Source organism: Streptomyces sp. NBC_00203, assembly GCF_045206325.1.
Taxonomy (GTDB): domain Bacteria; phylum Actinomycetota; class Actinomycetes; order Streptomycetales; family Streptomycetaceae; genus Streptomyces; species Streptomyces lutosisoli.
The window spans coordinates 9,419,734-9,441,249 of the sequence record NZ_CP108126.1; the positions used below are offsets into that span (position 1 = coordinate 9,419,734).

20 protein-coding genes are annotated in these 21,516 nt (G+C 70.9%); 12 read left to right on the forward strand and 8 right to left on the reverse strand.

Going from position 1 to position 21,516, the window contains the following annotated elements; all coding sequences use genetic code 11:
* Positions 1 to 9: 9 nt before the first annotated feature.
* Entirely contained in the window at positions 10 to 972 is a 963-nt protein-coding gene (locus OG975_RS41700; protein WP_406334809.1) for an FAD-dependent oxidoreductase, read from the reverse strand.
* A 66-nt stretch (positions 973 to 1,038) separates the two neighbouring features.
* On the opposite strand from OG975_RS41700, the gene OG975_RS41705 reads away from it, so the two are divergent.
* Both OG975_RS41705 and OG975_RS41710 read left to right on the forward strand, forming a co-directional pair.
* Positions 1,039 to 2,058 (forward strand): oxidoreductase, encoded by a 1,020-nt coding sequence (locus OG975_RS41705; protein ID WP_406334810.1) that lies wholly within the window; start codon positions 1,039 to 1,041, stop codon positions 2,056 to 2,058.
* Between the two features lie 70 nt (positions 2,059 to 2,128).
* A complete protein-coding gene (locus OG975_RS41710; protein ID WP_406334811.1) occupies positions 2,129 to 3,772 on the forward strand; it encodes an ABC-F family ATP-binding cassette domain-containing protein in 1,644 nt (547 codons plus the stop codon).
* Between the two features lie 134 nt (positions 3,773 to 3,906).
* Here the strand turns inward: OG975_RS41710 and OG975_RS41715 are convergent, their stop codons facing one another.
* Together OG975_RS41715 and OG975_RS41720 are read right to left on the reverse strand one after the other, a co-directional pair.
* Positions 3,907 to 6,327, reverse strand: a complete 2,421-nt coding sequence (locus OG975_RS41715) for a Tex family protein (protein WP_406334812.1) — start codon at positions 6,325 to 6,327, stop codon at positions 3,907 to 3,909.
* Between the two features lie 88 nt (positions 6,328 to 6,415).
* A complete protein-coding gene (locus OG975_RS41720) occupies positions 6,416 to 7,282 on the reverse strand; it encodes an SCO6745 family protein (protein WP_406334813.1) in 867 nt (288 codons plus the stop codon).
* A gap of 113 nt (positions 7,283 to 7,395) precedes the next feature.
* Here OG975_RS41720 and OG975_RS41725 point away from each other — a divergent pair, with 113 nt between their 5' ends.
* Positions 7,396 to 8,427, forward strand: a complete 1,032-nt coding sequence (locus OG975_RS41725) for a GlxA family transcriptional regulator (protein ID WP_406334814.1) — start codon at positions 7,396 to 7,398, stop codon at positions 8,425 to 8,427.
* A gap of 11 nt (positions 8,428 to 8,438) precedes the next feature.
* Positions 8,439 to 9,074, forward strand: coding sequence for a DJ-1/PfpI family protein (locus OG975_RS41730; protein WP_406334815.1), 636 nt, complete (start codon positions 8,439 to 8,441; stop codon positions 9,072 to 9,074).
* On the opposite strand, the gene OG975_RS41735 is transcribed toward OG975_RS41730, so the two are convergent.
* Positions 9,061 to 9,810, reverse strand: a complete 750-nt coding sequence (locus tag OG975_RS41735; RefSeq protein WP_406334816.1) for an enoyl-CoA hydratase/isomerase family protein — start codon at positions 9,808 to 9,810, stop codon at positions 9,061 to 9,063. The genes OG975_RS41730 and OG975_RS41735 overlap by 14 nt on opposite strands.
* A gap of 290 nt (positions 9,811 to 10,100) precedes the next feature.
* On the opposite strand from OG975_RS41735, the gene OG975_RS41740 reads away from it, so the two are divergent.
* A complete protein-coding gene (locus OG975_RS41740; protein ID WP_381250949.1) occupies positions 10,101 to 10,607 on the forward strand; it encodes an ATP-binding protein in 507 nt (168 codons plus the stop codon).
* Positions 10,608 to 10,616: 9 nt separating this feature from the next.
* On the opposite strand, the gene idi is transcribed toward OG975_RS41740, so the two are convergent.
* The 4 genes from idi to galE all read right to left on the reverse strand — a co-directional run bounded on the left by idi (position 10,617) and on the right by galE (position 14,122).
* The gene (gene idi, locus OG975_RS41745) at positions 10,617 to 11,210 is read right to left on the reverse strand and encodes an isopentenyl-diphosphate Delta-isomerase (protein WP_406334817.1); all 594 of its coding nucleotides are present in this window, start codon (positions 11,208 to 11,210) and stop codon (positions 10,617 to 10,619) included.
* 123 nt (positions 11,211 to 11,333) lie between these two features.
* Entirely contained in the window at positions 11,334 to 11,864 is a 531-nt protein-coding gene (locus OG975_RS41750; RefSeq protein WP_406334819.1) for a GNAT family N-acetyltransferase, read from the reverse strand.
* 204 nt (positions 11,865 to 12,068) lie between these two features.
* Positions 12,069 to 13,007, reverse strand: coding sequence for a cation diffusion facilitator family transporter (locus OG975_RS41755; protein ID WP_406334820.1), 939 nt, complete (start codon positions 13,005 to 13,007; stop codon positions 12,069 to 12,071).
* A gap of 137 nt (positions 13,008 to 13,144) precedes the next feature.
* A complete protein-coding gene (galE, locus tag OG975_RS41760; protein ID WP_406334821.1) occupies positions 13,145 to 14,122 on the reverse strand; it encodes a UDP-glucose 4-epimerase GalE in 978 nt (325 codons plus the stop codon).
* Positions 14,123 to 14,444: 322 nt separating this feature from the next.
* On the opposite strand from galE, the gene OG975_RS41765 reads away from it, so the two are divergent.
* From OG975_RS41765 to OG975_RS41795, 7 genes are all read left to right on the forward strand, one after another.
* Positions 14,445 to 16,241 carry a DUF5941 domain-containing protein gene (locus OG975_RS41765; RefSeq protein WP_406336702.1) on the forward strand — a complete coding sequence of 599 codons (1,797 nt, stop codon included), beginning with the start codon at positions 14,445 to 14,447 and terminating at the stop codon, positions 16,239 to 16,241.
* Positions 16,238 to 16,990: a sugar phosphate nucleotidyltransferase gene (locus tag OG975_RS41770; RefSeq protein ID WP_406334822.1), complete on the forward strand. Its 753-nt coding sequence runs from the start codon at positions 16,238 to 16,240 to the stop codon at positions 16,988 to 16,990. Before OG975_RS41765 ends, OG975_RS41770 begins: the two co-directional genes overlap by 4 nt.
* Positions 16,978 to 18,039, forward strand: coding sequence for an iron-containing alcohol dehydrogenase family protein (locus OG975_RS41775; protein WP_406334823.1), 1,062 nt, complete (start codon positions 16,978 to 16,980; stop codon positions 18,037 to 18,039). Before OG975_RS41770 ends, OG975_RS41775 begins: the two co-directional genes overlap by 13 nt.
* The gene (locus tag OG975_RS41780; RefSeq protein WP_381250414.1) at positions 18,017 to 18,796 is read left to right on the forward strand and encodes a CDP-alcohol phosphatidyltransferase family protein; all 780 of its coding nucleotides are present in this window, start codon (positions 18,017 to 18,019) and stop codon (positions 18,794 to 18,796) included. Before OG975_RS41775 ends, OG975_RS41780 begins: the two co-directional genes overlap by 23 nt.
* A complete protein-coding gene (locus tag OG975_RS41785) occupies positions 18,793 to 19,677 on the forward strand; it encodes a glycosyltransferase family 2 protein (RefSeq protein ID WP_406334824.1) in 885 nt (294 codons plus the stop codon). Before OG975_RS41780 ends, OG975_RS41785 begins: the two co-directional genes overlap by 4 nt.
* Before the next feature lie 100 nt (positions 19,678 to 19,777).
* On the forward strand, positions 19,778 to 20,707 hold the full coding sequence (locus tag OG975_RS41790; protein ID WP_406334825.1) for an ABC transporter permease: 930 nt from the start codon (positions 19,778 to 19,780) through the stop codon (positions 20,705 to 20,707).
* The gene (locus tag OG975_RS41795) at positions 20,700 to 21,479 is read left to right on the forward strand and encodes an ABC transporter ATP-binding protein (protein ID WP_406334827.1); all 780 of its coding nucleotides are present in this window, start codon (positions 20,700 to 20,702) and stop codon (positions 21,477 to 21,479) included. Before OG975_RS41790 ends, OG975_RS41795 begins: the two co-directional genes overlap by 8 nt.
* Positions 21,480 to 21,516: the final 37 nt, after the last annotated feature.

The following is a 21,516-nucleotide window of genomic DNA, read 5'->3' on the forward strand; positions in this document are numbered from 1 at the left end:
GGACGATGATCAGGGGGAGGCGGTCGGGCGCGCCAGCCCGGCCGCCTCCCGCGCGCACCCCCACGCCACCGTGACGCCCGCACCGCCATGACCGTAGTTGTGCACCAACACCCGCCCGTCCGGCAGCACTTGTCGCTCCAGCCGGACCGTGTCGCGCACCGGCCGCAGCCCGACCCGGTGGTCGAGCACACGCGCCCCGGAGATCTCCGGACAGAACGCCGCGCATCGCTTGACGATCTCCGCCGCCACCGCCGGGTCGGGCGTCAGCGACCATGCGTCGTCGTCGGTCGTGCCGCCCAGGACCAGCCGGTCCGGATGCGGGAAGACGTACGTGGTCGTCCCGGCGTCCGGGTCCGTCGAGACGAGCCAGGTGCGGATCCCGGGGTTCTCCACGATCACGAGCTGCCCGCGCACGGGCCGTACGGCCGGATCGGGTATGAGCTCGCGGGCGCCCAGCCCCGTGCAGTTGACGACGACCGGCGCCTCGGCCTCCGCGAGGTCCGTCACCGTGCGCTCCTCGATCGTCGCCCCTGTCCGCAGGAGGCGCTCGCGCAGCCACCGCAGATGGACCGGCATGTCGATCAGCGGCAGCCGCGCCCACAGCCCCGTTCCCGCGTACTCCTCGTCCGTCGCCGCTCGCAGCCCCGGCACCCGGGCGGCCCACGGGCCCAGCGCGTCCAGCCGTGTCTCGCCCTGTACGCCCTCGACCACGCGTACGCCCGTCTCGTCGGGCCGGGCCGCCAACTCCTCGTACACGGAGAGTGACAGGAGGGCCCATTCCCCGGCCAGCGCCTCGGGCTCGATGTGGTACGGCCACCACAGCGCGCCGGCAACCGCCGAGGTGGTCCGCTCGGCGGGCTCCCGCGCCCACATTCGTACCCGCCTTCCCGCTTCGGCCAGGACAACGGCCGTTGTCAGGCCGATGACACCGCTGCCAACCACGATCACTTCACCGCCACGAGAGCTCTTCACGCGGGGACCGTAGCGGAATATGTCATGCCGTGCTCACATCACTCCGAGTCTGGGGATACTCACAACATGTCTGCCGAGTACGCGACCTTCGGCCTGGCACCGGCGATGCGTGCCGGTGGAGTCCTCGCCAACGGTGACTACCAAGTGCACCGGGACTTCGTCGACTTCATCGTCGACGGGCGCCCGCTGCTGTTCCAGCTCTCCGACCTCGACGCGGTGTCCCCGCTCGCCTCCGACGTGCCGCCCGCGATCTTCACCGCACAGGTGCGCAGCCTCCTCCTGGAGGCCGACGCTCCGCTCGACGGCGGCCGGTACGTCATCTACGGCTGCCCCGAGTGCCAGGGCCTCGAATGCGGTGCCGTCACGGCGGTCATCGAGAAGGACGGTGACGATTATGTGTGGCGCGACTTCGCCTGGCAGACCGACGAACGGGCCGACCTGGAGCTCAACGGCTACCACGGCATAGGACCCTTCCGCTTCCACGGCGCCGAGTACCGCAGTGCGCTGAACTCCCTCCTCGACGGCGATACGGGACCCCGCCGCCGTGTCCTTCTCATCGGCGCGCGCGTCGCGCTGCTCGCCAAGCTCGCCGCCGCCCTGCGCACCATCGGTATCGGCGCCGACATCGCCCACGACGCCACGGACGTCCCGGCCGACGAACTCCGTGCGTACGGTGCGGTGGCCTTCGGCCGGGCCGTCGGCGAGGACCATCGTGCCGCCGTACGGGAATCCTTCCGTCGCGCGGACGTCGACGTCGCGTACGTCGAGGGCCTCGCCCCGATCATTCCGCTCCTGGTCGCCCAGATCGAGCACGCCCTGGACCGCAGCCCGCGGGAGCTGCGCCGTCTCACCCGGCTGGTCGCCACCGACGGCGAGGCGGGCATCGAGGTCACCTCCACCTGCCGGGTCCAGCTGACCGCGTACCGGCTCGACCGCCTGTACCGCACCCACGCGCACGAGGTCTTCGACGGAATCCTGGAGGCGGGCCGGCACCGGGTCGCGCTGGATGCCAAGGCGGTGAAGGGGGAGTCGTTCATCGTGGCACGGACATCGGGGAGTGTGCTGGTGGAGGCCATGGCACGGTGATCGCCAGGGATCGGGCGGGTGGAAACCGCGGCGCGGCCCAGGGCGCCGGGCCGTTAGGATCGGCCTCCTGATGACTGCCACTCTCGTCGCCAAGAATCTCGCCGCCGGACACGGCGACCGCTCGCTCTTCTCCGGGCTCGACCTCGTCGTCGCACCCGGCGATGTGATCGGGCTCGTCGGTGCCAACGGCGCGGGCAAGTCCACGCTGCTGCGGCTCCTCGCCGGCCTCCTCACGCCGGAGCAGGGGGAGCTGCGGCTGTCCCCGCCGTCCGCGACCGTCGGGCATCTGCCGCAGGAGCCGGAGCGGCGGGAGGGCGAGACCGTACGGGAGTTTCTCGCGCGCCGCACGGGCGTCGCCGAGGCCCAGCGGGTGATGGACGAGGCGACACAGGCGCTCGTCGACGGGGCGCCGGGCGCGGACGACGCATATGCGACCAGCCTGGAGCGCTGGCTCGACCTCGGCGGCGCCGACCTCGACGAGCGCGCCGAGGAGGTCACCGACTCCCTGGGACTCGCCGTCGACCTGGACCAGCCGATGACCTCCCTGTCCGGCGGCCAGGCGGCTCGCGCCGGACTCGCTTCCCTTCTCCTCTCCCGCTACGACGTCTTCCTGCTCGACGAGCCCACGAACGATCTGGACCTGGACGGCCTGGAGCGCCTAGAGCGTTTCGTGTCCGGCCTGCGCGCCGGGACCGTCGTCGTCAGCCACGACCGCGAGTTCCTGACCCGCACGGTGACGAAGGTGCTCGAACTCGACCTCGCACAGCAGCAGATCACGCTGTACGGCGGCGGATACGAGGCATACCTGGAGGAACGCGACACCGCGCGGCGGCACGCCCGCGAGGACTACGAGGAGTACGCCGACAAGCGGTCCGCGCTCGAAGGCCGCGCCCAGATGCAGCGCTCCTGGATGGACAAGGGCGTCAAGAACGCCCGGCGCAAGGCGAACAACGACAACGACAAGATCGGCCGCAAGTTCCGCAGCGAGGCCAGCGAGAAGCAGGCCGCGAAGGCCCGGCAGACCCAGCGCATGATCGAGCGCCTCGACACCGTCGACGAGCCGCGCAAGGAGTGGGAGCTGCGCATGGAGATCGCGGCGGCCCCGCGCTCCGGTGCGGTCGTCGCCACGTTGCGGGACGCGGAGGTGCGGCGCGGCGAGTACACCTTCGGCCCGGCGACACTGCAGATCGACTGGGCGGACCGGGTCGCGGTCACCGGCGCGAACGGCGCGGGCAAGTCGACCCTGCTGGGCGCGCTGCTCGGGCGCGTCCCCCTGGACGCCGGGCACGCCACCCTCGGCTCCGGCGTGGTCGTCGGCGAGGTCGACCAGGCCCGCCAGCTCTTCCACGGCCCGGAGTCCCTGCTGGACGCGTTCTGCGCGGCGGTCCCGGACACGGAACCCGCTGAAGTCCGCACGCTGCTGGCCAAGTTCGGCCTGAAGGCGGACCACGTCCTGCGCCCGGCGGCCACCCTCTCCCCGGGCGAGCGCACCCGGTCGGCCCTCGCCCTCCTCCAGGGCCGAGGCGTCAACCTTCTCGTCCTCGACGAGCCGACCAACCACCTCGACCTCCCCGCGATCGAGCAACTGGAATCGGCCCTCGACTCGTACGAGGGCACGCTGCTCCTCGTCACCCACGACCGCCGCATGCTGGACGCGGTACGGACGACCCGCCGCCTGGAGGTGGCGGACGGCAAGGTGACGGAACTGCCGTAACCGTCCTCGCTGTGGGCATGCGTGCCGCTCAAAGAGAGCGGCACCCTGCGAGCGCCGGTAAGCGCACCCACCCGTGGCCCAGCCCCGGTGCCGGGCACCCTGTCACCAGGGCCCCGGCACCGCACGCCGGAACGTCAGCGCCGGCCCCGCTTGGGGTCGACCAGCCCGGCCTTGCGCAACGCATCCGCCATCGCGCTGTTGGCGGGCGGCGGCGCGGCCTGACGCGACCCGCCGCCGGCGCCGCCACGGCCCTGCCCTTGCCCCTGGCCCTGCCGCTGTCCCTGCCCTTGGCCCTGGCGCTGTCCCCGCTGCTGCGGCGGCCGCCCCCCACGCTGAGGCCGCCCCCCGCCTTCCTGGGCCGGAGCCGCGGCCTCGTCGTCCAGCCGCAGCGTCAACGAGACCCGCTTGCGCGGAATGTCGATGTCCAGCACCTTCACCTTGACGATGTCGCCCGACTTCACGACGTCCCGCGGGTCCTTGACGAAGGTCTTGGACATCGCGGAGACATGCACGAGCCCGTCCTGGTGGACACCGATGTCCACGAACGCCCCGAACGCGGCCACATTCGTGACGACACCCTCCAGCACCATCCCGGAGGCCAGGTCGGAGATCTTCTCCACGCCCTCCTTGAAGGTGGCCGTCTTGAACGCGGGCCGCGGGTCGCGCCCGGGCTTCTCCAGCTCCTTCAGAATGTCCGTGACCGTCGGCAGACCGAACGTCTCGTCGACGAAGTCGTTCGGCTTCAGCGAGCGCAGCACACCGGTGTTGCCGATCAGGGACGCGACCTCGTTCCCCGCCGTCTTCACCATGCGCCGCACCACGGGGTACGCCTCGGGGTGCACGCTGGACGCGTCCAGCGGATCGTCCCCGCCCCGGATCCGCAGGAAGCCCGCGCACTGCTCGTACGCCTTCGGGCCGAGCCGGGCCACGCCCTTGAGGGCGGTACGGGACGTGAAGGGACCGTTGGCGTCGCGGTGCGCCACGATGTTCTCCGCGAGCCCGGAGGTGATGCCGGAGACACGGGCGAGCAGCGGGGCGGAGGCCGTGTTGGCGTCCACACCCACGCCGTTCACACAGTCCTCGACCACGGCGTCCAGCGACCGGGACAGCTTCACCTCGGACAGGTCGTGCTGGTACTGCCCGACACCGATGGACTTCGGGTCGATCTTCACCAGCTCGGCCAGCGGGTCCTGGAGCCGGCGCGCGATGGACACGGCGCCGCGCAGCGACACGTCCATGTCGGGCAGCTCCTGCGAGGCGAACGCGGACGCCGAGTACACCGACGCCCCCGCCTCGGACACCATCACCTTGGTGAGGTTCAACTCCGGGTGCTTGGTGATGAGTTCACCGGCGAGCTTGTCGGTCTCGCGGGACGCCGTGCCGTTGCCGATCGAGACCAGCTCGACCGCGTGCTCCTTGGCGAGCCGCGCGAGCTTGGCGATGGCCTCGTCCCACTTGTTCGCCGGGACGTGCGGGTAGATGACGTCCGTCGCGACGACCTTGCCGGTGGCGTCGACGACGGCGACCTTCACACCGGTACGGAACCCGGGGTCGAGGCCCAGCGTCGCGCGCGTGCCCGCCGGGGCGGCGAGCAGCAGGTCCCGCAGGTTCGCCGCGAAGACATTGACCGCCTCGTCCTCGGCGGCCGTCCGCAGCCGCAGCCGCAGGTCGATGCCGAGGTGCACGAGAATGCGGGTCCGCCAGGCCCAACGGACCGTGTCCGTGAGCCACTTGTCGGCCGGGCGGCCGCGGTCGGCGATCTGGAAGCGGTGGGCGACGATCCCCTCGTACGAGGAGGGGCCGGGCTGCTCGGAGGGCTCCTCGGGCTCCAGGACGAGGTCGAGGACGTCCTCCTTCTCGCCGCGCAGCATCGCGAGGATGCGGTGCGAGGGCAGCTCCTTGAAGGGCTCGGCGAAGTCGAAGTAGTCGGCGAACTTGGCGCCCGCCTCCTCCTTGCCGTCCTTCACCTTGGCGGCCAGCCGGCCCCGCACCCACATGCGCTCGCGCAGCTCGCCGATCAGGTCGGCGTCCTCCGAGAACCGCTCGGTGAGGATCGACCGGGCGCCGTCCAGCGCGGCCTGCGGATCGGCCACTCCCTTGTCGGCGTCGACGAAGGCGAGCGCCGCGGCGAGCGGGTCGACCGACGGGTCGCCGAGCAGGCCCTCGGCCAGGGGCTCCAGGCCCGCCTCGCGCGCGATCTGTGCCTTCGTGCGCCGCTTCGGCTTGAACGGCAGATAGATGTCCTCAAGGCGCGCCTTCGTCTCGGCGCCTCTGATCTGCGCCTCGACCTCCGCGGTGAGCTTGCCCTGCTCGCGCACCGAGTCGAGGATCGCGGCGCGCCGCTCCTCCAGCTCCCGCAGATAGCGCAGCCGCTCCTCGAGGGTGCGCAGCTGCGCATCGTCGAGCATCTCGGTCGCTTCCTTGCGGTAGCGGGCGATGAAGGGCACCGTCGAACCGCCGTCGAGCAAGTCGACGGCGGCCTTGACCTGCCGTTCCCGTACGCCGAGTTCCTCGGCGATCCTGCCTTCGATGGACCCTACGAGGGGTGTCGTCACGATCCCGTACCGCCTTCTCCACTGGGGTTGCGCGGCAATTGTGGCAGGTGGCACCGACAACGGGGGATCAGGGCACCGCTCGGCGGTGTCAGCCCTTGCCGGTCATGCCCTCGGGGAAGGCGCCGGCCGCGAGCGCCGTCATGAGGATGCCCTTGGCCAGTTCGGTGAGGCGTTCGACACCCGCGGCGCCCAGATGCTCGTACGGGGCGCGGTCCAGTCGGTCCGTGCGCGCCTCGATCTCGTTGCGCAGGGCCACACCTGCCTCCGTCAACTCGCCCTCGGCGTCGAGCAGTCCACGCTCCCGCAGCCGCCCGGCCGCCGCCTCCCAGTCCGCCCGGGACCAGCCGCGCGTGCCCAGCGCCCACTTCGGGGCCATGCCCTTGCCGGTCGCGGTGTGGCTCACCAGGGCCTCCACCGGGTCGAGTTCCGCGTCCAGCAGCACCGCGAGGTGACCGTCGCCGCGGTGCTCACGCAGCAGGGTGGCCGCGTGCCAGAGCGCGAGGTGCGGCGCGTCGGGCACGGGGAGGTCGGCGTGGGCGGCGTACAGCGGGCGCGCGGTCCTGCCGCAGGCCTCGGCCGCCCGCAGGGCGAGCTCCGCCGCCTCAGCCACCTCCTTGGAGGCGATGACGTCCTCGCCGAGCAGCCGCCGAAGCGTCGCGTCGACGGCACGCGCGCGTGCCGCGAGCACGGCCTCCGGGGAAGCCGTCCGCCACACCTCGGGCAGGTGCGTGGCCACCAGTTCGTGGCGGAAGTTGTAGAACGTCGCCGTCACCGTGCCCGGGCCCACCGCTCCCATGGCCGCGGCCCGCACCGCGAAGTACGCGGCCCTGCTGTCCTCGATCCCGACCGCGGCCAGCTCCCGCCCCAGATCGGGCGAGAAGTAGTGCGTCGAGTGCAACGGATTGAGGACGTTGTGGCAGCGCCGCCCGGCGCGCTCCGGCAGTGGAGTGGTCATGCCCGGCACATTACCGACTGGTCGGTACGGCGGGAATGGCAGTGCCTGGGATGGCAGGAAAGGTGGGGTATTCGGCATTGCGGCCATCCCCGGGCCCGCGAAGAATCGAGGACATGCGAACCGTCCTGATCGTCCTCTTCGACGAGGTGCAGAGCCTCGACGTGACAGGTCCCCTGGAGGTCTTCGCGGGCGCCGAGGCCAGCCATGCCGGCTCGTACCGCATCCGCACCGCCTCCCTGGACGGCGCGCCGGTGCGCACGTCCAGCGGCCTCACGATCGTCCCGGACCACGCGCTCGCCGATCTACCCGATCCGCACACCCTGCTCGTGCCCGGGGGTCAGGGCACCCGGGGCCCCGACCCCCGCCTGACCGACTGGCTGCGCGAGCACGGCCCGCGCGCCGAACGCCTGGTCTCCGTGTGCACCGGCGCCATCCTGCTCGCCGAAGCGGGCCTCCTGGAGGGGCACCGCGTCACGACCCACTGGGCGTACTGCGACAAGCTCGCCCGCGACCACCCGGCCGTCGAGGTCGACCCGGACCCCATCTATGTCCGGGACGGCCAGGTCTCCACCTCGGCGGGTGTCACCTCCGGAATCGACCTGGCCCTCGCGCTGGTCGAGGAGGACCTGGGCCGCGAGACCGCCCTTCTGATCGCCCGCTACCTGGTCGTCTTCCTGCGACGCCCCGGCAATCAGGCTCAGTTCAGCGCCCAGCTGGCTGCCCAGACCGCGCAGCGCGAACCTCTGCGCGAGGTCCAGCAGTGGATCACCGAGCACCCCGGCGACGACCTGAGCGTCGAGTCGCTCGCCGCCCGCGCCCGCCTCTCGCCCCGCCACTTCGCCCGCGCCTTCCAGAGCGAGACCGGCATGACGCCCGGCCGCTACGTCGATCGTGTCCGCCTCGAACACGCCCGGCGGCTCCTGGAGGACACCGCCGACGGCATCGAGGAGATCTCCCGCGCCTGCGGCTACGGCACGCCCGAGGCGATGCGCCGCGCCTTCGTCAGGACGCTCGGCTCGGCGCCGGCGGAGTACCGGCGCCGCTTCCGCCCGGCGCCCCTGGGCCCGATCCGCCCCGAACCCACCCACTGCCCCTCTGGAATCCCACCCACTGAACCTCTGAAAACCGACCCACTGATCCCCTGAAAGGAATCCCGATGCAGATCGCCATCGTCCTTTTCGACCGCTTCACCGCGCTGGACGCCGTGGGCCCCTACGAGACCCTCGGCCGACTGCCCGACGCGGAGACCGTCTTCGTCGCCGAGCACACCGGCCCCGTACGCGCGGACACCGGCTACCTGGCGATCACCGCCGACAAGACGCTGGCGGAGGTGCCGCACCCCGATATCGTCCTGGTTCCGGGTGGCCCGGGCCAGACCCCGCAGATGGAGAACGAGGTCCTGCTGGACTGGCTGCGCGCCGCCGACGCCACGAGCACCTGGACGACCTCCGTGTGCACCGGCTCGCTGCTGCTCGCCGCCGCGGGGCTCCTGGAGGGCCGCCGCGCCACCTCCCACTGGCTGGCGCTCGACGTCCTCAAGCAGTTCGGCGCCGAGCCGACGGGGGAGCGGGTCGTGTTCGACGGCAAGTACGTGACGGCGGCCGGTGTGTCGTCCGGGATCGACATGGGGCTCACCCTGCTCGGCCGGATCGCGGGCGACGAACACGCCCAGGCCGTACAACTGCTGACCGAGTACGACCCGCAGCCGCCCTACGACGCCGGATCCCCGCAGAAGGCGCCCGCGCACCTCGTCGAGGAGTTCCGCGCGAACAGCCGCTTCATCCTGACGTAGTCCAGGTGAAGCGCGGCTGCCGGCGCTCCAGGAAGGCGGCGACGCCCTCAGCGGTGTCGCCGCTGCCCCGCGCCCGCTCCGCCCAGTACGCGTCCCGGTCCGTGCGCCCGTTCGCGAACTCCTTGGCCGCCGCCTGGGTCAGCAGGGAGCGCGTGGTCAGTACGCGAGTGAACTCCACGACACGCTTGTCGAGTTCGCCCCCGGGCAGCACCTCGTCCACCAGACCGGTGCGCAGCGCGCGCTCCGCGTCGATCAACTCGCCCGAGAACAGGAGGTACTTGGCGGCGCCCGGCCCCACCAGAGACACCAGCCGCCGGGTGGAGGAGGCCGAATAGACGATCCCGAGTTTCGCCGGAGTCACCCCGAACAGCGCCCCTTCCTCGGCGAACCGCAGATCGCAGGCCGCCGCGAGCTGCGACCCGCCGCCCACGCAGTACCCGCGAATCGCGGCCAGCGTCGGCTTCGGGAACGCGGCGAGCGCCTCCTCGGCGCGCACGGCGAGGCCCTGCGCCTCGTCCGGGGAGCCCCGCAGCGTCGAGATGTCGGCCCCCGCGCAGAAGGTGTCGCCCTCGCCCCTGAGCACGAGCGCGCGCACGGCGGGGTCGGCGGCCAGCGCGTCGAGCAGCGGTGGCAGCGCCCGCCACATGCCGGCCGTCATGGCGTTGCGCTTGGCCGGGTGGTGGATGACGACGGTGGCGACCCCGTCGCCGGTGCTGTGCAGCAGCTGAGGCTCCATATTCCGGATGCTATCCGCACCCGCCGAGCGAACGATCAAGAAGGGGGCAGGCGGACGACGAGAGCCTGGGGAACGAATCGGGCGAGCCCGGTGCCAAACCCGTACAACCCGAATAGTGCGCGAAGCAGGCACAACAGGGACAGGAGCTGTCTCACAACTGACCGTGTCATACGCCGACGATCAGAAGGCGTCGATACCAGCTGACTTCTGTTCAGACATCCGGTCCGGACCAGCGCATTGTCAACACTCGACGTGTGGTGACAATCGAGCGCAAGGGTGGCGACCGGACGATGGAGAACCTCGGGCGGGGGTCCGACCCGAGCCCTGAAGGCGGCGGCGAGATGGCTCCCGACCGGAGACCGCCGGGCCCACTGCCGTACGAGGGGGTGTGGCGGTTCACCGCTCCCGCCATCGACGCCTCGGTGCCGCAGGCGCGGCACGCCGTCCGTGATCTGCTGGTCCGTCAGGGGGTGCCCGTCTCGGACGACCTCGTCCAGGGACTCCTGCTGATCGTCTCCGAACTGGTGACGAACGCGGTCCGGCACGCGGCCCTGCTGTCCCCGATGCTCGCCGTGGAGGTCGCCGTTGGCGCCGAGTGGGTGCGCGTCTCCGTGGAGGACAACCATCCCTATCGCCCGACCGCCCTGGAGGCCGACCACGGGCAGACCGGCGGCCGGGGCCTGCTGCTGGTCCGGGAGGTCACCAGGGAGTCGGGCGGAGTGTGCGACGTCGAGCACACGGCGAGCGGCGGCAAGGTGATCTGGGCAGCCCTGCCGCTCACTCCGAGCGTCGTGTAGGGGGACGCGCTACCAGCCCGCGGACGGGCCCGTCAGCTCCCTGATCGCCGGACGGGCCGCGTCCAGCACGGTCATGAACCACGACGAGAAGGTGTCCTTCGCGTGCCGCTCCGTCAGCTCGGCGGCGGTCACGAAGGCCGTCGAGCCGACCTCCTCCGGGTCGGGGCCGAGCTGCGACTGCACCATCCCGACGAAGAGGTGGTTGTACTCCTGCTCCACCAGGCCCGAGTCCGGGTCCGGGTGGTTGTAGCGGACCGTCCCCGCCTCGGCGAGCAGCGACGGGGAGACCCCGAGCTCCTCGTACGTCCGCCGGGCCGCCGCCGCGAAGGGTGCCTCGCCCGGGTAGGGGTGGCCGCAGCAGGTGTTCGACCAGACCCCGGGGGAGTGGTACTTGCCGAGGGCGCGCTGCTGGAGCAGCAGCCGCCCGCGCTCGTCGAAGAGGAACACCGAGAACGCTCTGTGCAACTGCCCCGGCGCCTGGTGCGCGGCGAGCTTCTCCGCCGTGCCGATCGTGTTGCCGTCCTCGTCGACCAGCTCCAGCAAGATCGCTTCAACGGTGCCGTTCGACGAACTGTGCGTCGCGGTGGCAGGTGTGATCGGCATACCCATCCTTCGCATCGGTCTTCGAGCCCCAAGTCTGCCGTACGAAACCGGCACTCCCGGCACTTCGCGACTCCCGCATGTCCCGCCCCGGAACCCCGGAGCGGGACGTACGGCCGACGTGCGTCAGACGCCGAAAGCGGCCGGATACCTGATCGTGCCCGGTGCCACGGACAGGGAATCGCTCAGGACAAGGGCCATCAAATGTTCGGACGGCACGTCGAATCCGGGCCGGATGCCGTACTCCGAAGCGGGCCGGAATCCGAACCTCGGGTAGTACCCGGGATGTCCGAGTACGAGGACCAGCCGCTCCCCACGCGCGCGTGCCGCCTCCAGCACCGCGCGTACGACGGCCGATCCCGCGCCCCGGCGCTGCTGGTCCGGTCGTACGGCGACGGGGGCCAGCGCGGCCGCGGGGGCGCCGTCGACATGGCAGCGGGTGATCAGCGCGTACGCCGCGATCGTGCCGTCCGGCGCCTCGGCGACGTACGACAGGTCCGGGAACCATGCCCCGGGATCGGCGCGCAGAGCGTCGACCAGATCGGCTTCCGCCGCCCTCTCGAAGGCGGCGGCGGTCACGGCGTACACCTCGGCGCGATCGGCGGAGGTTTCCCGGCGGGTGCGCCAGGCAGTGATGTGTTCAGCGTTGTCGGTCAACGTGGAGACCCTTGGGTGAGGGGCCCGGCCGACGCACGGATGAGCTGTGGGTCAGCCTCGGGCCCGGGAAACGGGGACGACTGTGTCGCTGCGCGCGGCAGCGCCGAGAGCGACCGTCATCAACCCACCTCCTCCGATCGCCGGTCACGCTAGCAACACGACCGGCCGTCCCGCCCCCGAATTAGGCGGCTCCCCGCCTCCGCGTCAGTGGCACAGCTTCGCCTCGTGCTCCGCGTGCCCGCTCGGCTCCAGCTGGAACGTGCAGTGCTCGACGTCGAAGTGCACGCCGAGGCAGCCCTGGAGTTCGTGGAGCATCTTCTCGTGGCCGATCGCGTTCAGGACGTCGGAGCTGACGACCACATGCACGGAGAGCACGGGCATGCCGGAGGTGATGGTCCAGGCGTGCAGGTCGTGGATGTCCTCGACGCCCGGCAGCGCCAGGATGTGGGCGCGCACCTCCGCCATGTCGACGTTCTTGGGGGCGGCCTCCAGGAGCACGTTGAGTGTCTCCTGGAGCAGCTTCCAGGTGCGCGGGACGATCATCAGGCTGATCAGGATCGAGGCGATCGGGTCGGCGGCCTGCCAGCCGGTGGTCATGATCACCGCCGCGGCGATGATGACCGCCACCGAACCCAGCGCGTCCGCCACCACCTCCAGGAAGGCGCCGCGCACGTTCAGGCTGTCCTTCTGGCCGCGCATGAGCAGCGTGAGCGAGATCGTGTTCGCGACCAGGCCGATCAGACCGAACACGATGGCCTGAGCGCCGTCGGTGTCGGCGGGCGTCACGAAGCGCTGGATCGCCTCGTACAGGACATACCCTCCGACGACGAGCAACAGCAGGCAGTTGGCGAGCGCGGCGAGGATCTCGGCCCGCGCGTACCCGAACGTGCGGGTCTCGCTCGGCGGGCGGCTCGCGAAGTGGATGGCCAGCAGTGCCATGCCCAGGCCCAGCGCGTCCGTCGCCATGTGTGCCGCGTCGGCGATGAGCGCGAGCGAATCGGCGACGAGACCGCCGACGATCTCGACCACCATGACGGTGAGCGTGATCGACAGCGCGACGCGCAGCCTCCCGCGGTACGCCGCTGTCGCCGTACCCGTGGCGGGAGCGCCGTGCGCGTGCCCGTGGTCGTGCCCAGCCCCCATGGAAGCCGCCTCCTGTGCTCTGCTCGGGCTCACAGTGAACTACGGGCGGGGGGTATCGGGCAACGCGGCACTGAACACCGTTGTCATGTGCCCTGACCTGCGGAAACGATCCGCAGGTCAGGGCATGGGGAAGATCGTTAATCCTGTGTCCGGGGGCGGTGCAGCCGCCACCCCTCCCACGCCGACCCGACCATCTCGCGCACCCCGCGCCGCGCGCTCCAGCCGAGCTCCCGCGCGGCCAGCTCGGCCGAGGCGACCGCGCGCGGGGCGTCGCCGGGGCGGCGCGGTTCGACGAGCGGCTCCCGGGTGTCCCCGCTGACCTCGCCGATGAGAGTGATGAGTTCGCGGACCGAAACGCCTTCGCCGCGGCCGATGTTCACCGTCAGATCGCCCGTCGCGCCGTCGGCCAGCCGCCGGGCCGCCGCCAGATGCGCCTCGGCGAGGTCGGCGACGTGGATGTAGTCACGGACGCAGGTGCCGTCCGGCGTCGGATAGTCGTCGCCGAAGATCCGCGGGGCCTCGTCGCGCGTGAGGCGGTCGAACGCCATCGGGATCACGTTGAACACCCCGGTGTCGGCGAGCTCGGGCGTGGCCGCGCCCGCCACATTGAAGTAGCGCAGGCACACGGTCGCGATGCCGTGCGCCCGGCCCGCCGCCCGCACCAGCCACTCCCCGGCGAGCTTCGTCTCGCCGTACGGGCTCATCGGGGCGCAGGGGGTGTCCTCCGTGATGAGGTCCACATCGGGGTTGCCGTAGACGGCCGCCGACGAGGAGAACACGAACCGCTTGACGCCCGCCCCGGCGGCCGCCTCCAGGAGCGTCGCGAGCCCGCCCACGTTCTCCTGGTAGTAGCGCGTCGGCTGGGCCACGGACTCGCCGACCTGCTTGCGTGCGGCGAGGTGCACCACACCCGTCACCGCGTGCTCCGCGAAAACCCGCTTCAGCAGATCCCCGTCCAGTGACGAGCCCTGCACCAGGGGAATGCTCTCCGGAAGCCGGTTCGGCACCCCTGACGAGAGGTCGTCGAGGGCGACGACGCGCTCCCCGGCCTCCGCCATCGCCCGCGCCACGTGGGCCCCGATGTATCCGGCTCCGCCTGTGATCAGCCATGTCATGGACGCCCACCCTATGCCGGTCCCGCGCGGTGTCCGTCCTGTCCCGCTCCGGGCGGAGCGCCGGGTGCCGTGCGCGATGCCGAGAATGCGCCGGTCTGCGGGCACGGTTTGTGGCGCGGGCCCCGGATCCCTGATGATGATCTCGGCGGAGGCCATGCAAAACCGGGTGGATCGGGCCGTGAACGGGTGGTGAACGCCCGCTGCCGTCCATCCGATAACCTCTGCCGACATGCCGCCCGGACAGGCCCTGTCGCCTGGCGCGGGGCCATCCCACCACGCACTTGCCCGGCGCGGACGCGTCGGCACCCAGGGAGTGAGTTCGCTGTCGACCGCCATCCTCGCCGGCCAGCCGGTTCCCGGATCGTCGCTTGAGGGCGATCTGCGGTCGCTCGGCTTCGACGTGCGGCTCGCCGCCGACGCCGGTGACGCCGAGACGCTCCTTGCCGCCGTCCCCCTGGACCAGCGGGTCGCCGTCGTCGACGCCCGCTTCGTGGGGCACCTCCACGCGCTGCGCCTCGGCCTCACGGACCCCCGGTTCGCGGCCTCCGCGCTGCCGGGAGCCATATCCGTGCAGCCCGAGGCCCGCAAGGCGCTGACCCGGGCCGTGGCCCGCGAGAGCTCCGCCTCCGGCGGCCTCGCCGTCGCCACGGACCACCTCGCCGAACGCCTCACCGCGTCGCTCGACGCGGACGGCACCGCCGTGTACCGCCCCGAGCTCGGCACGCTGGTCGCGGCCGTACCGGCCGACCCGCAGGAGCGCAACGAGGCCCGGCAGGCCGTCTCGGCCGTGGACGACGAGGCCGTACGACTGCGCAGCGCCGTGAAGGCCCGCGACGGCTTCTTCACCACGTACTGCATCAGCCCGTACTCGCGCTACATCGCCCGCTGGTGCGCCCGCCGCGGTCTGACCCCGAACCAGGTCACCACCGCCTCGCTGATCACCGCGCTGATCGCCGCGAGCTGCGCCGCCACCGGCACCCGCCTCGGCTTCGTCGCGGCCGGGCTGCTGCTGCTGTTCTCCTTCGTCCTGGACTGCACGGACGGACAGCTCGCCCGCTACTCCCTCCAGTACTCGACGCTCGGCGCCTGGCTGGACGCGACCTTCGACCGCGCCAAGGAGTACGCCTACTACGCGGGCCTCGCGCTCGGCGCGGCCCGCGGCGGCGACGACGTATGGGCGCTCGCGCTCGGCGCGATGATCCTGCAGACCTGCCGGCACGTCGTGGACTTCTCCTTCAACGAGGCGAACCACGACGCCGAGGCCAACACCAGCCCCACCGCCGCCCTCTCGGGCAAGCTCGACAGCGTCGGCTGGACGGTCTGGGTGCGCCGGATGATAGTTCTGCCCATCGGCGAACGATGGGCGATGATCGCCGTTCTCACGGCGCTGACGACCCCCCGTATCACCTTCTACGCGCTGCTCGCCGGCTGTGCCTTCGCGGCCACCTACACCACGGCGGGCCGGGTGCTGCGCTCGCTGACCCGCAAGGCGCGCCGCACGGACCGCGCCGCCCGGGCGCTCGTGGACCTCACCGACTCCGGCCCGCTGGCCGAGTACCTGACGCGTTTCGCCGGCCGCCTCCCGCGGATCGGCCCGGCGCTCGTCGCCTTCGTGGCCGGGGCGATCGTCGTGACATCCGCCGCACTCGCCCCCTACGGCAGCTGGTGGCCCGTCCTGGGCGCCGCCGTCTACGTCCTGCTGTCGCCGGTCGCCCTGGTCAGGCCCCTGAAGGGCGCCCTCGACTGGCTGGTCCCGCCGTTCTTCCGCGCGGCCGAATACCTCACCGTTCTGGTACTGGCGGCCAACGCCGACGTGAACGGAGCGCTTCCTGCGGCTTTCGGCCTGGTGGCCGCCGTCGCCTACCATCACTACGACACGGTGTACCGCATCCGCGGCAACGCCGGAGCCCCCCCGCACTGGCTGGTGCGGGCGATCGGCGGGCACGAAGGCAGGACGCTGCTGGTCACCGTCCTGGCCGCGCTGCTCACCGCCGAACAGTTCAAGGTCGCGCTCACGGCACTCGCCGTGGCCGTGGCGCTGCTGGTGCTCGTCGAGAGCATCCGCTTCTGGGTGTCCTCCGGGGCGCCCGCCGTACACGATGAAGGAGAACCCGCATGATCGGCCTCGTGCTGGCGGCCGGCGCCGGACGGCGTCTGCGTCCCTACACCGACAGCCTCCCCAAGGCTCTCGTGCCGGTGGGGCCCGCAGACATAGAGGACAGCATCACGGTCCTGGACCTGACGCTCGGCAACTTCGCCGAGATCGGTCTGACCGAGGTCGGCATCATCGTGGGCTACCGCAAGGAAGCCGTGTACGACCGCAAGGCGGCCCTTGAGGAGAAGTACGGCCTCAAGATCACCCTCATCGACAACGACAAGGCCGAGGAGTGGAACAACGCCTACTCCCTGTGGTGCGGCCGTGACGCCCTCAAGGACGGCGTGATCCTCGCCAACGGCGACACCGTGCACCCGGTCTCCGTGGAGCACACGCTGCTCGCCGCCCGCGGCGACGGCAAGAAGATCATCCTCGCCCTCGACACGGTGAAGAAGCTCGCCGACGAGGAGATGAAGGTCGTCGTGGACCCCGCCAAGGGCGTCCAGAAGATCACCAAGCTGATGGAGCCGTCCGAGGCCACCGGTGAGTACATCGGTGTCACCCTCATCGAGGGCGACGCTGCCGCCGACCTGGCCGACGCCCTGAAGACGGTGTGGGAGACCGACCCGCAGCAGTTCTACGAGCACGGCTACCAGGAGCTCGTCAACCGCGGCTTCAAGATCGATGTGGCCCCGATCGGCGACGTCAAGTGGGTCGAGATCGACAACCACGACGACCTCGCCAAGGGACGGGAGATCGCGTGCCAGTACTGACGAGGCTCATCCCCTCGCCGGTCGTCGTCGACATCCGTCCGGGTGCCCTGGACGACCTGGCGAGTGTGCTCTCCGACCAGCGGATCTCGCATTCGGGCAAGCTCGCCGTCGCGGTGAGCGGCGGCTCCGGCGCCAGGCTGCGTGAGCGGATCGCCCCTGCCCTGCCGGGCGCCACCTGGTACGAGGTCGGCGGCGGCACCCTCGACGACGCGATCCGGCTGGCCGGTGCCATAAAGGCCGGGCATTACGACGCGGTCGTGGGCCTGGGCGGCGGCAAGATCATCGACTGCGCGAAGTTCGCCGCGGCACGCGTCGGCCTCCCGCTGGTCGCCGTGCCCACGAACCTCGCGCACGACGGCCTCTGCTCGCCCGTCGCGACCCTCGACAACGACGCGGGCCGCGGTTCGTACGGTGTGCCGAACCCCATCGCGGTCGTCATCGACCTCGATGTGATCCGCGAGGCCCCCGCACGGTTCGTGCGCGCCGGCATCGGCGACGCCGTCTCCAACATCTCCGCGATCGCGGACTGGGAGCTGGCGAACCGCGTCAACGGCGAGAAGATCGACGGTCTCGCCGCCGCGATGGCCCGCCAGGCCGGCGAGGCCGTGCTGCGGCACCCGGGCGGCATCGGTGACAACGACTTCCTCCAGGTACTCGCCGAAGCTCTCGTCCTCACCGGTGTCGCGATGTCGATCTCGGGCGACTCCCGCCCCGCCTCCGGGGCGTGCCACGAGATCAACCACGCCTTCGACCTCCTCTTCCCCAAGCGCGCGGCGAGCCACGGCGAGCAGTGCGGCCTGGGCGCGGCCTTCGCGATGTATCTGCGGGGGGCGCACGAGGAGTCGGCGTACATGGCCGAGGTGCTGCACCGGCACGGACTGCCGGTGCTGCCGGAGGAGATCGGCTTCACCGTGGACGAGTTCGTGCAGGTCGTGGAGTTCGCTCCGCAGACCCGGCCCGGCCGCTACACGATCCTCGAACACCTCGACCTGAAAACCAACCAGATCAAGGACATCTACACCGACTATGCCAAGGCCATCGGTAGCTGAACTCCGCCCCGTCGTTCACCCCCCAGGGGTGAAGGACCGGCGCAGCGGTGAGCACTGGGCGGGACGCCTGTACATGCGAGAGATCTCGCTGCGGGTGGACCGGTACCTGGTGAACACACGGGTCACGCCCAACCAGCTGACCTACCTGATGACCGTCTGCGGCGTTCTCGCGGCCCCGGCCCTGCTGGTGCCGGGGATCGCGGGCGCCGTGCTCGGCGTGCTAATGGTCCAGCTCTACCTGCTGCTCGACTGCGTCGACGGCGAGATCGCACGCTGGAAGCAGCAGTTCTCGCTCGGCGGGGTCTACCTGGACCGGGTCGGCGCGTATCTCACCGACGCCGCCGTGCTCGTCGGCTTCGGCCTGCGTGCCTCCGATCTGTGGGGCTCCGGGCGGATCGACTGGCTCTGGGCCTTCCTCGGCACCCTGGCGGCCCTCGGCGCGATCCTGATCAAGGCCGAGACGGACCTCGTCGGCGTCGCCCGCCACCAGGGCGGGCTGCCGCCCGTCAAGGAGTCGGCGTCCGAGCCGCGCTCGTCCGGCATGGCGCTGGCCCGCAAGGCCGCTGCGGCGCTGAAGTTCCACCGGCTGGTGCTCGGGATCGAGGCGTCCCTGCTGATCCTGGTCCTGGCGGTCCTGGACCAGGTGCGCGGCGATCTGTTCTTCTCCCGGCTCGGCGTCGCCGTGCTGGCCGGCATCGCGCTCCTCCAGACCGTGCTGCACCTCGTGTCCATCCTCGCCTCCAGCAGGCTGAAGTGAGTGCCGCGATGAAGGTCGGCGCGGTGATCATCACCATGGGCAACCGACCCGAGGAACTCCGGGCCCTGCTGGACTCCGTCGCCAAGCAGGACGGCGACCGCGTCGAGGTGGTCGTGGTCGGCAACGGCTCGCCCGTCCCGGACGTCCCCGCTGGAGTGCGGACCGTCGAGCTGCCCGAGAACCTCGGCATACCCGGCGGCCGCAACGTCGGCATCGAGGCCTTCGGCCCCGGCGGCACCGACGTGGACGTCCTTCTCTTCCTGGACGACGACGGCCTCCTCGCCACCCACGACACCGCCGAGCTGTGCCGCCGGGCCTTCGCGGCCGACCCGAAGCTCGGCATCATCAGCTTCCGCATCGCCGACCCCGAGACCGGCGAGACCCAGCGCCGCCACGTCCCGCGGCTGCGCGCCTCCGACCCGATGCGCTCCTCGCGGGTCACCACCTTCCTCGGTGGCGCCAACGCCGTCCGTACGAAGGTCTTCGCCGAGGTCGGCGGGCTCCCGGACGAGTTCTTCTACGCCCATGAGGAAACCGACCTCGCGTGGCGGGCCCTCGACGCGGGCTGGATGATCGACTACCGGTCCGACATGGTGCTGTACCACCCGACCACCGCGCCCTCGCGGCACGCGGTCTACCACCGCATGGTGGCCCGCAACCGCGTCTGGCTCGCGCGCCGAAACCTTCCGGCGCCGCTCGTTCCGGTCTACCTCGGTGTCTGGATGCTCCTGACGCTGCTGCGCCGCCCCTCGAAACCGGCGCTCAAGGCCTGGTTCGGCGGCTTCAAGGAGGGCTGGACCACTCCGTGCGGGCCCCGGCGTCCCATGAAGTGGCGTACGGTGTGGCGGCTGACTCGACTGGGCCGACCTCCTGTGATCTGACAAGCTCGTTTCTGAGAGCATTCGTGGCCGTACCCCGGTCCCCGGCTCATGCCTACGCCCAATCTGGCTGTGCGCATCTTGAAGACGAAAGTTTCCACTTGTGAGTGAGACAACGCATGACGGCGGAGTCGCGGTGAGCGACCGACCGTCGCCCGATGACGGGCTCTCCGCGGTCGACCTGGCCGCCAAGTACGGGCTCGCGGTCAGCGGCGCCCGGCCCGGACTCGCCGAATACGTTCGTCAGCTGTGGGGGCGGCGGCACTTCATCCTCGCCTTCTCGCAGGCGAAGCTCACCGCCCAGTACAGCCAGGCCAAGCTGGGCCAGCTGTGGCAGGTGGCGACCCCGCTGCTCAACGCGGGCGTCTACTACCTGATCTTCGGCCTGATCCTGAAGGCCAACCGCGGTATGTCGCACGACGTGTACATCCCGTTCCTGGTGACGGGTGTCTTCGTCTTCACCTTCACACAGAGCTCGATCATGGCGGGCGTCCGCGCGATCTCCGGGAACCTGGGGCTGGTGCGCGCGCTGCACTTCCCGCGCGCCTCTCTGCCCATCTCCTTCGCGCTCCAGCAGCTCCAGCAGCTGCTCTTCTCGATGATCGTGCTGTTCGTCGTGGCGATCGGTTTCGGCAGCTATCCGAGTGCGTCCTGGCTGCTGATCGTGCCGGTGCTCGTGCTGCAGTTCCTCTTCAACGTGGGACTCTCGCTGATCGTGGCCCGGATGGGCGCCAAGACCCCGGACCTCGCCCAGCTGATGCCGTTCATCCTGCGTACGTGGATGTACGCGTCCGGCGTCATGTTCTCGATCAGCACCATGCTCGAAGGCCGTCCGGAGTGGATCGCCCGCGCACTGCAGGCGAACCCGGCCGCCGTCTACATGGACCTGATGCGCTACGCCCTCATCGACGGCTACGGCTCCTCCAACCTGCCGCCGCATGTGTGGGCCATCGCCGTCTTCTGGGCCGTGGTCGTCGCCGTCGGCGGGTTCGTGTACTTCTGGAAGGCAGAGGAGAGGTACGGCCGTGGCTGAGCAGAGGACCGACTCCCACATCCCCACCGTCATCGCGGACGAGCTGCACATCGTCTACCGCGTCAACGGCGCCAAGACCGGCAAGGGCAGCGCGACCGCCGCCCTCAGCCGCATCATCAAGCGCGGCGAGTCGCCCGGCGTACGCAAGGTGCACGCCGTCCGGGGCGTCTCCTTCACCGCGTACCGCGGCGAGGCCATCGGCCTGATCGGCTCGAACGGCTCCGGCAAGTCCACGCTCCTGCGTGCCATCGCCGGCCTGCTCCCCGCCGAGAAGGGCAAGGTCTTCACCGACGGCCAGCCCTCGCTGCTCGGCGTGAACGCGGCCCTGATGAACGATCTGACGGGCGAGCGGAACGTCATATTGGGCGGGCTCGCGATGGGTATGACCCGCGAGCAGATCAAGGAGCGCTACCAGGAGATCGTCGACTTCTCCGGCATCAACGAGAAGGGCGACTTCATCACCCTCCCGATGCGCACCTACTCGTCCGGCATGGCGGCCCGCCTCCGCTTCTCCATCGCGGCCGCCAAGGACCACGACGTCCTGATGATCGACGAGGCCCTCGCCACCGGCGACCGCTCCTTCCAGAAGCGCTCCGAGGCCCGCATCCGCGAGCTGCGCAAGAGCGCGGGCACGGTGTTTCTGGTCAGTCACAACAACAAGTCGATCCGCGACACCTGCGACCGCGTGCTCTGGCTGGAGCGCGGTGAGCTGCGCATGGACGGCCTGACCGAAGAGGTCCTCAAGGAGTACGAGAAGTTCACGGGCAAGTAGCCCATTTCGACCAGGGCCCCGCCGGAACTCTTCGGCG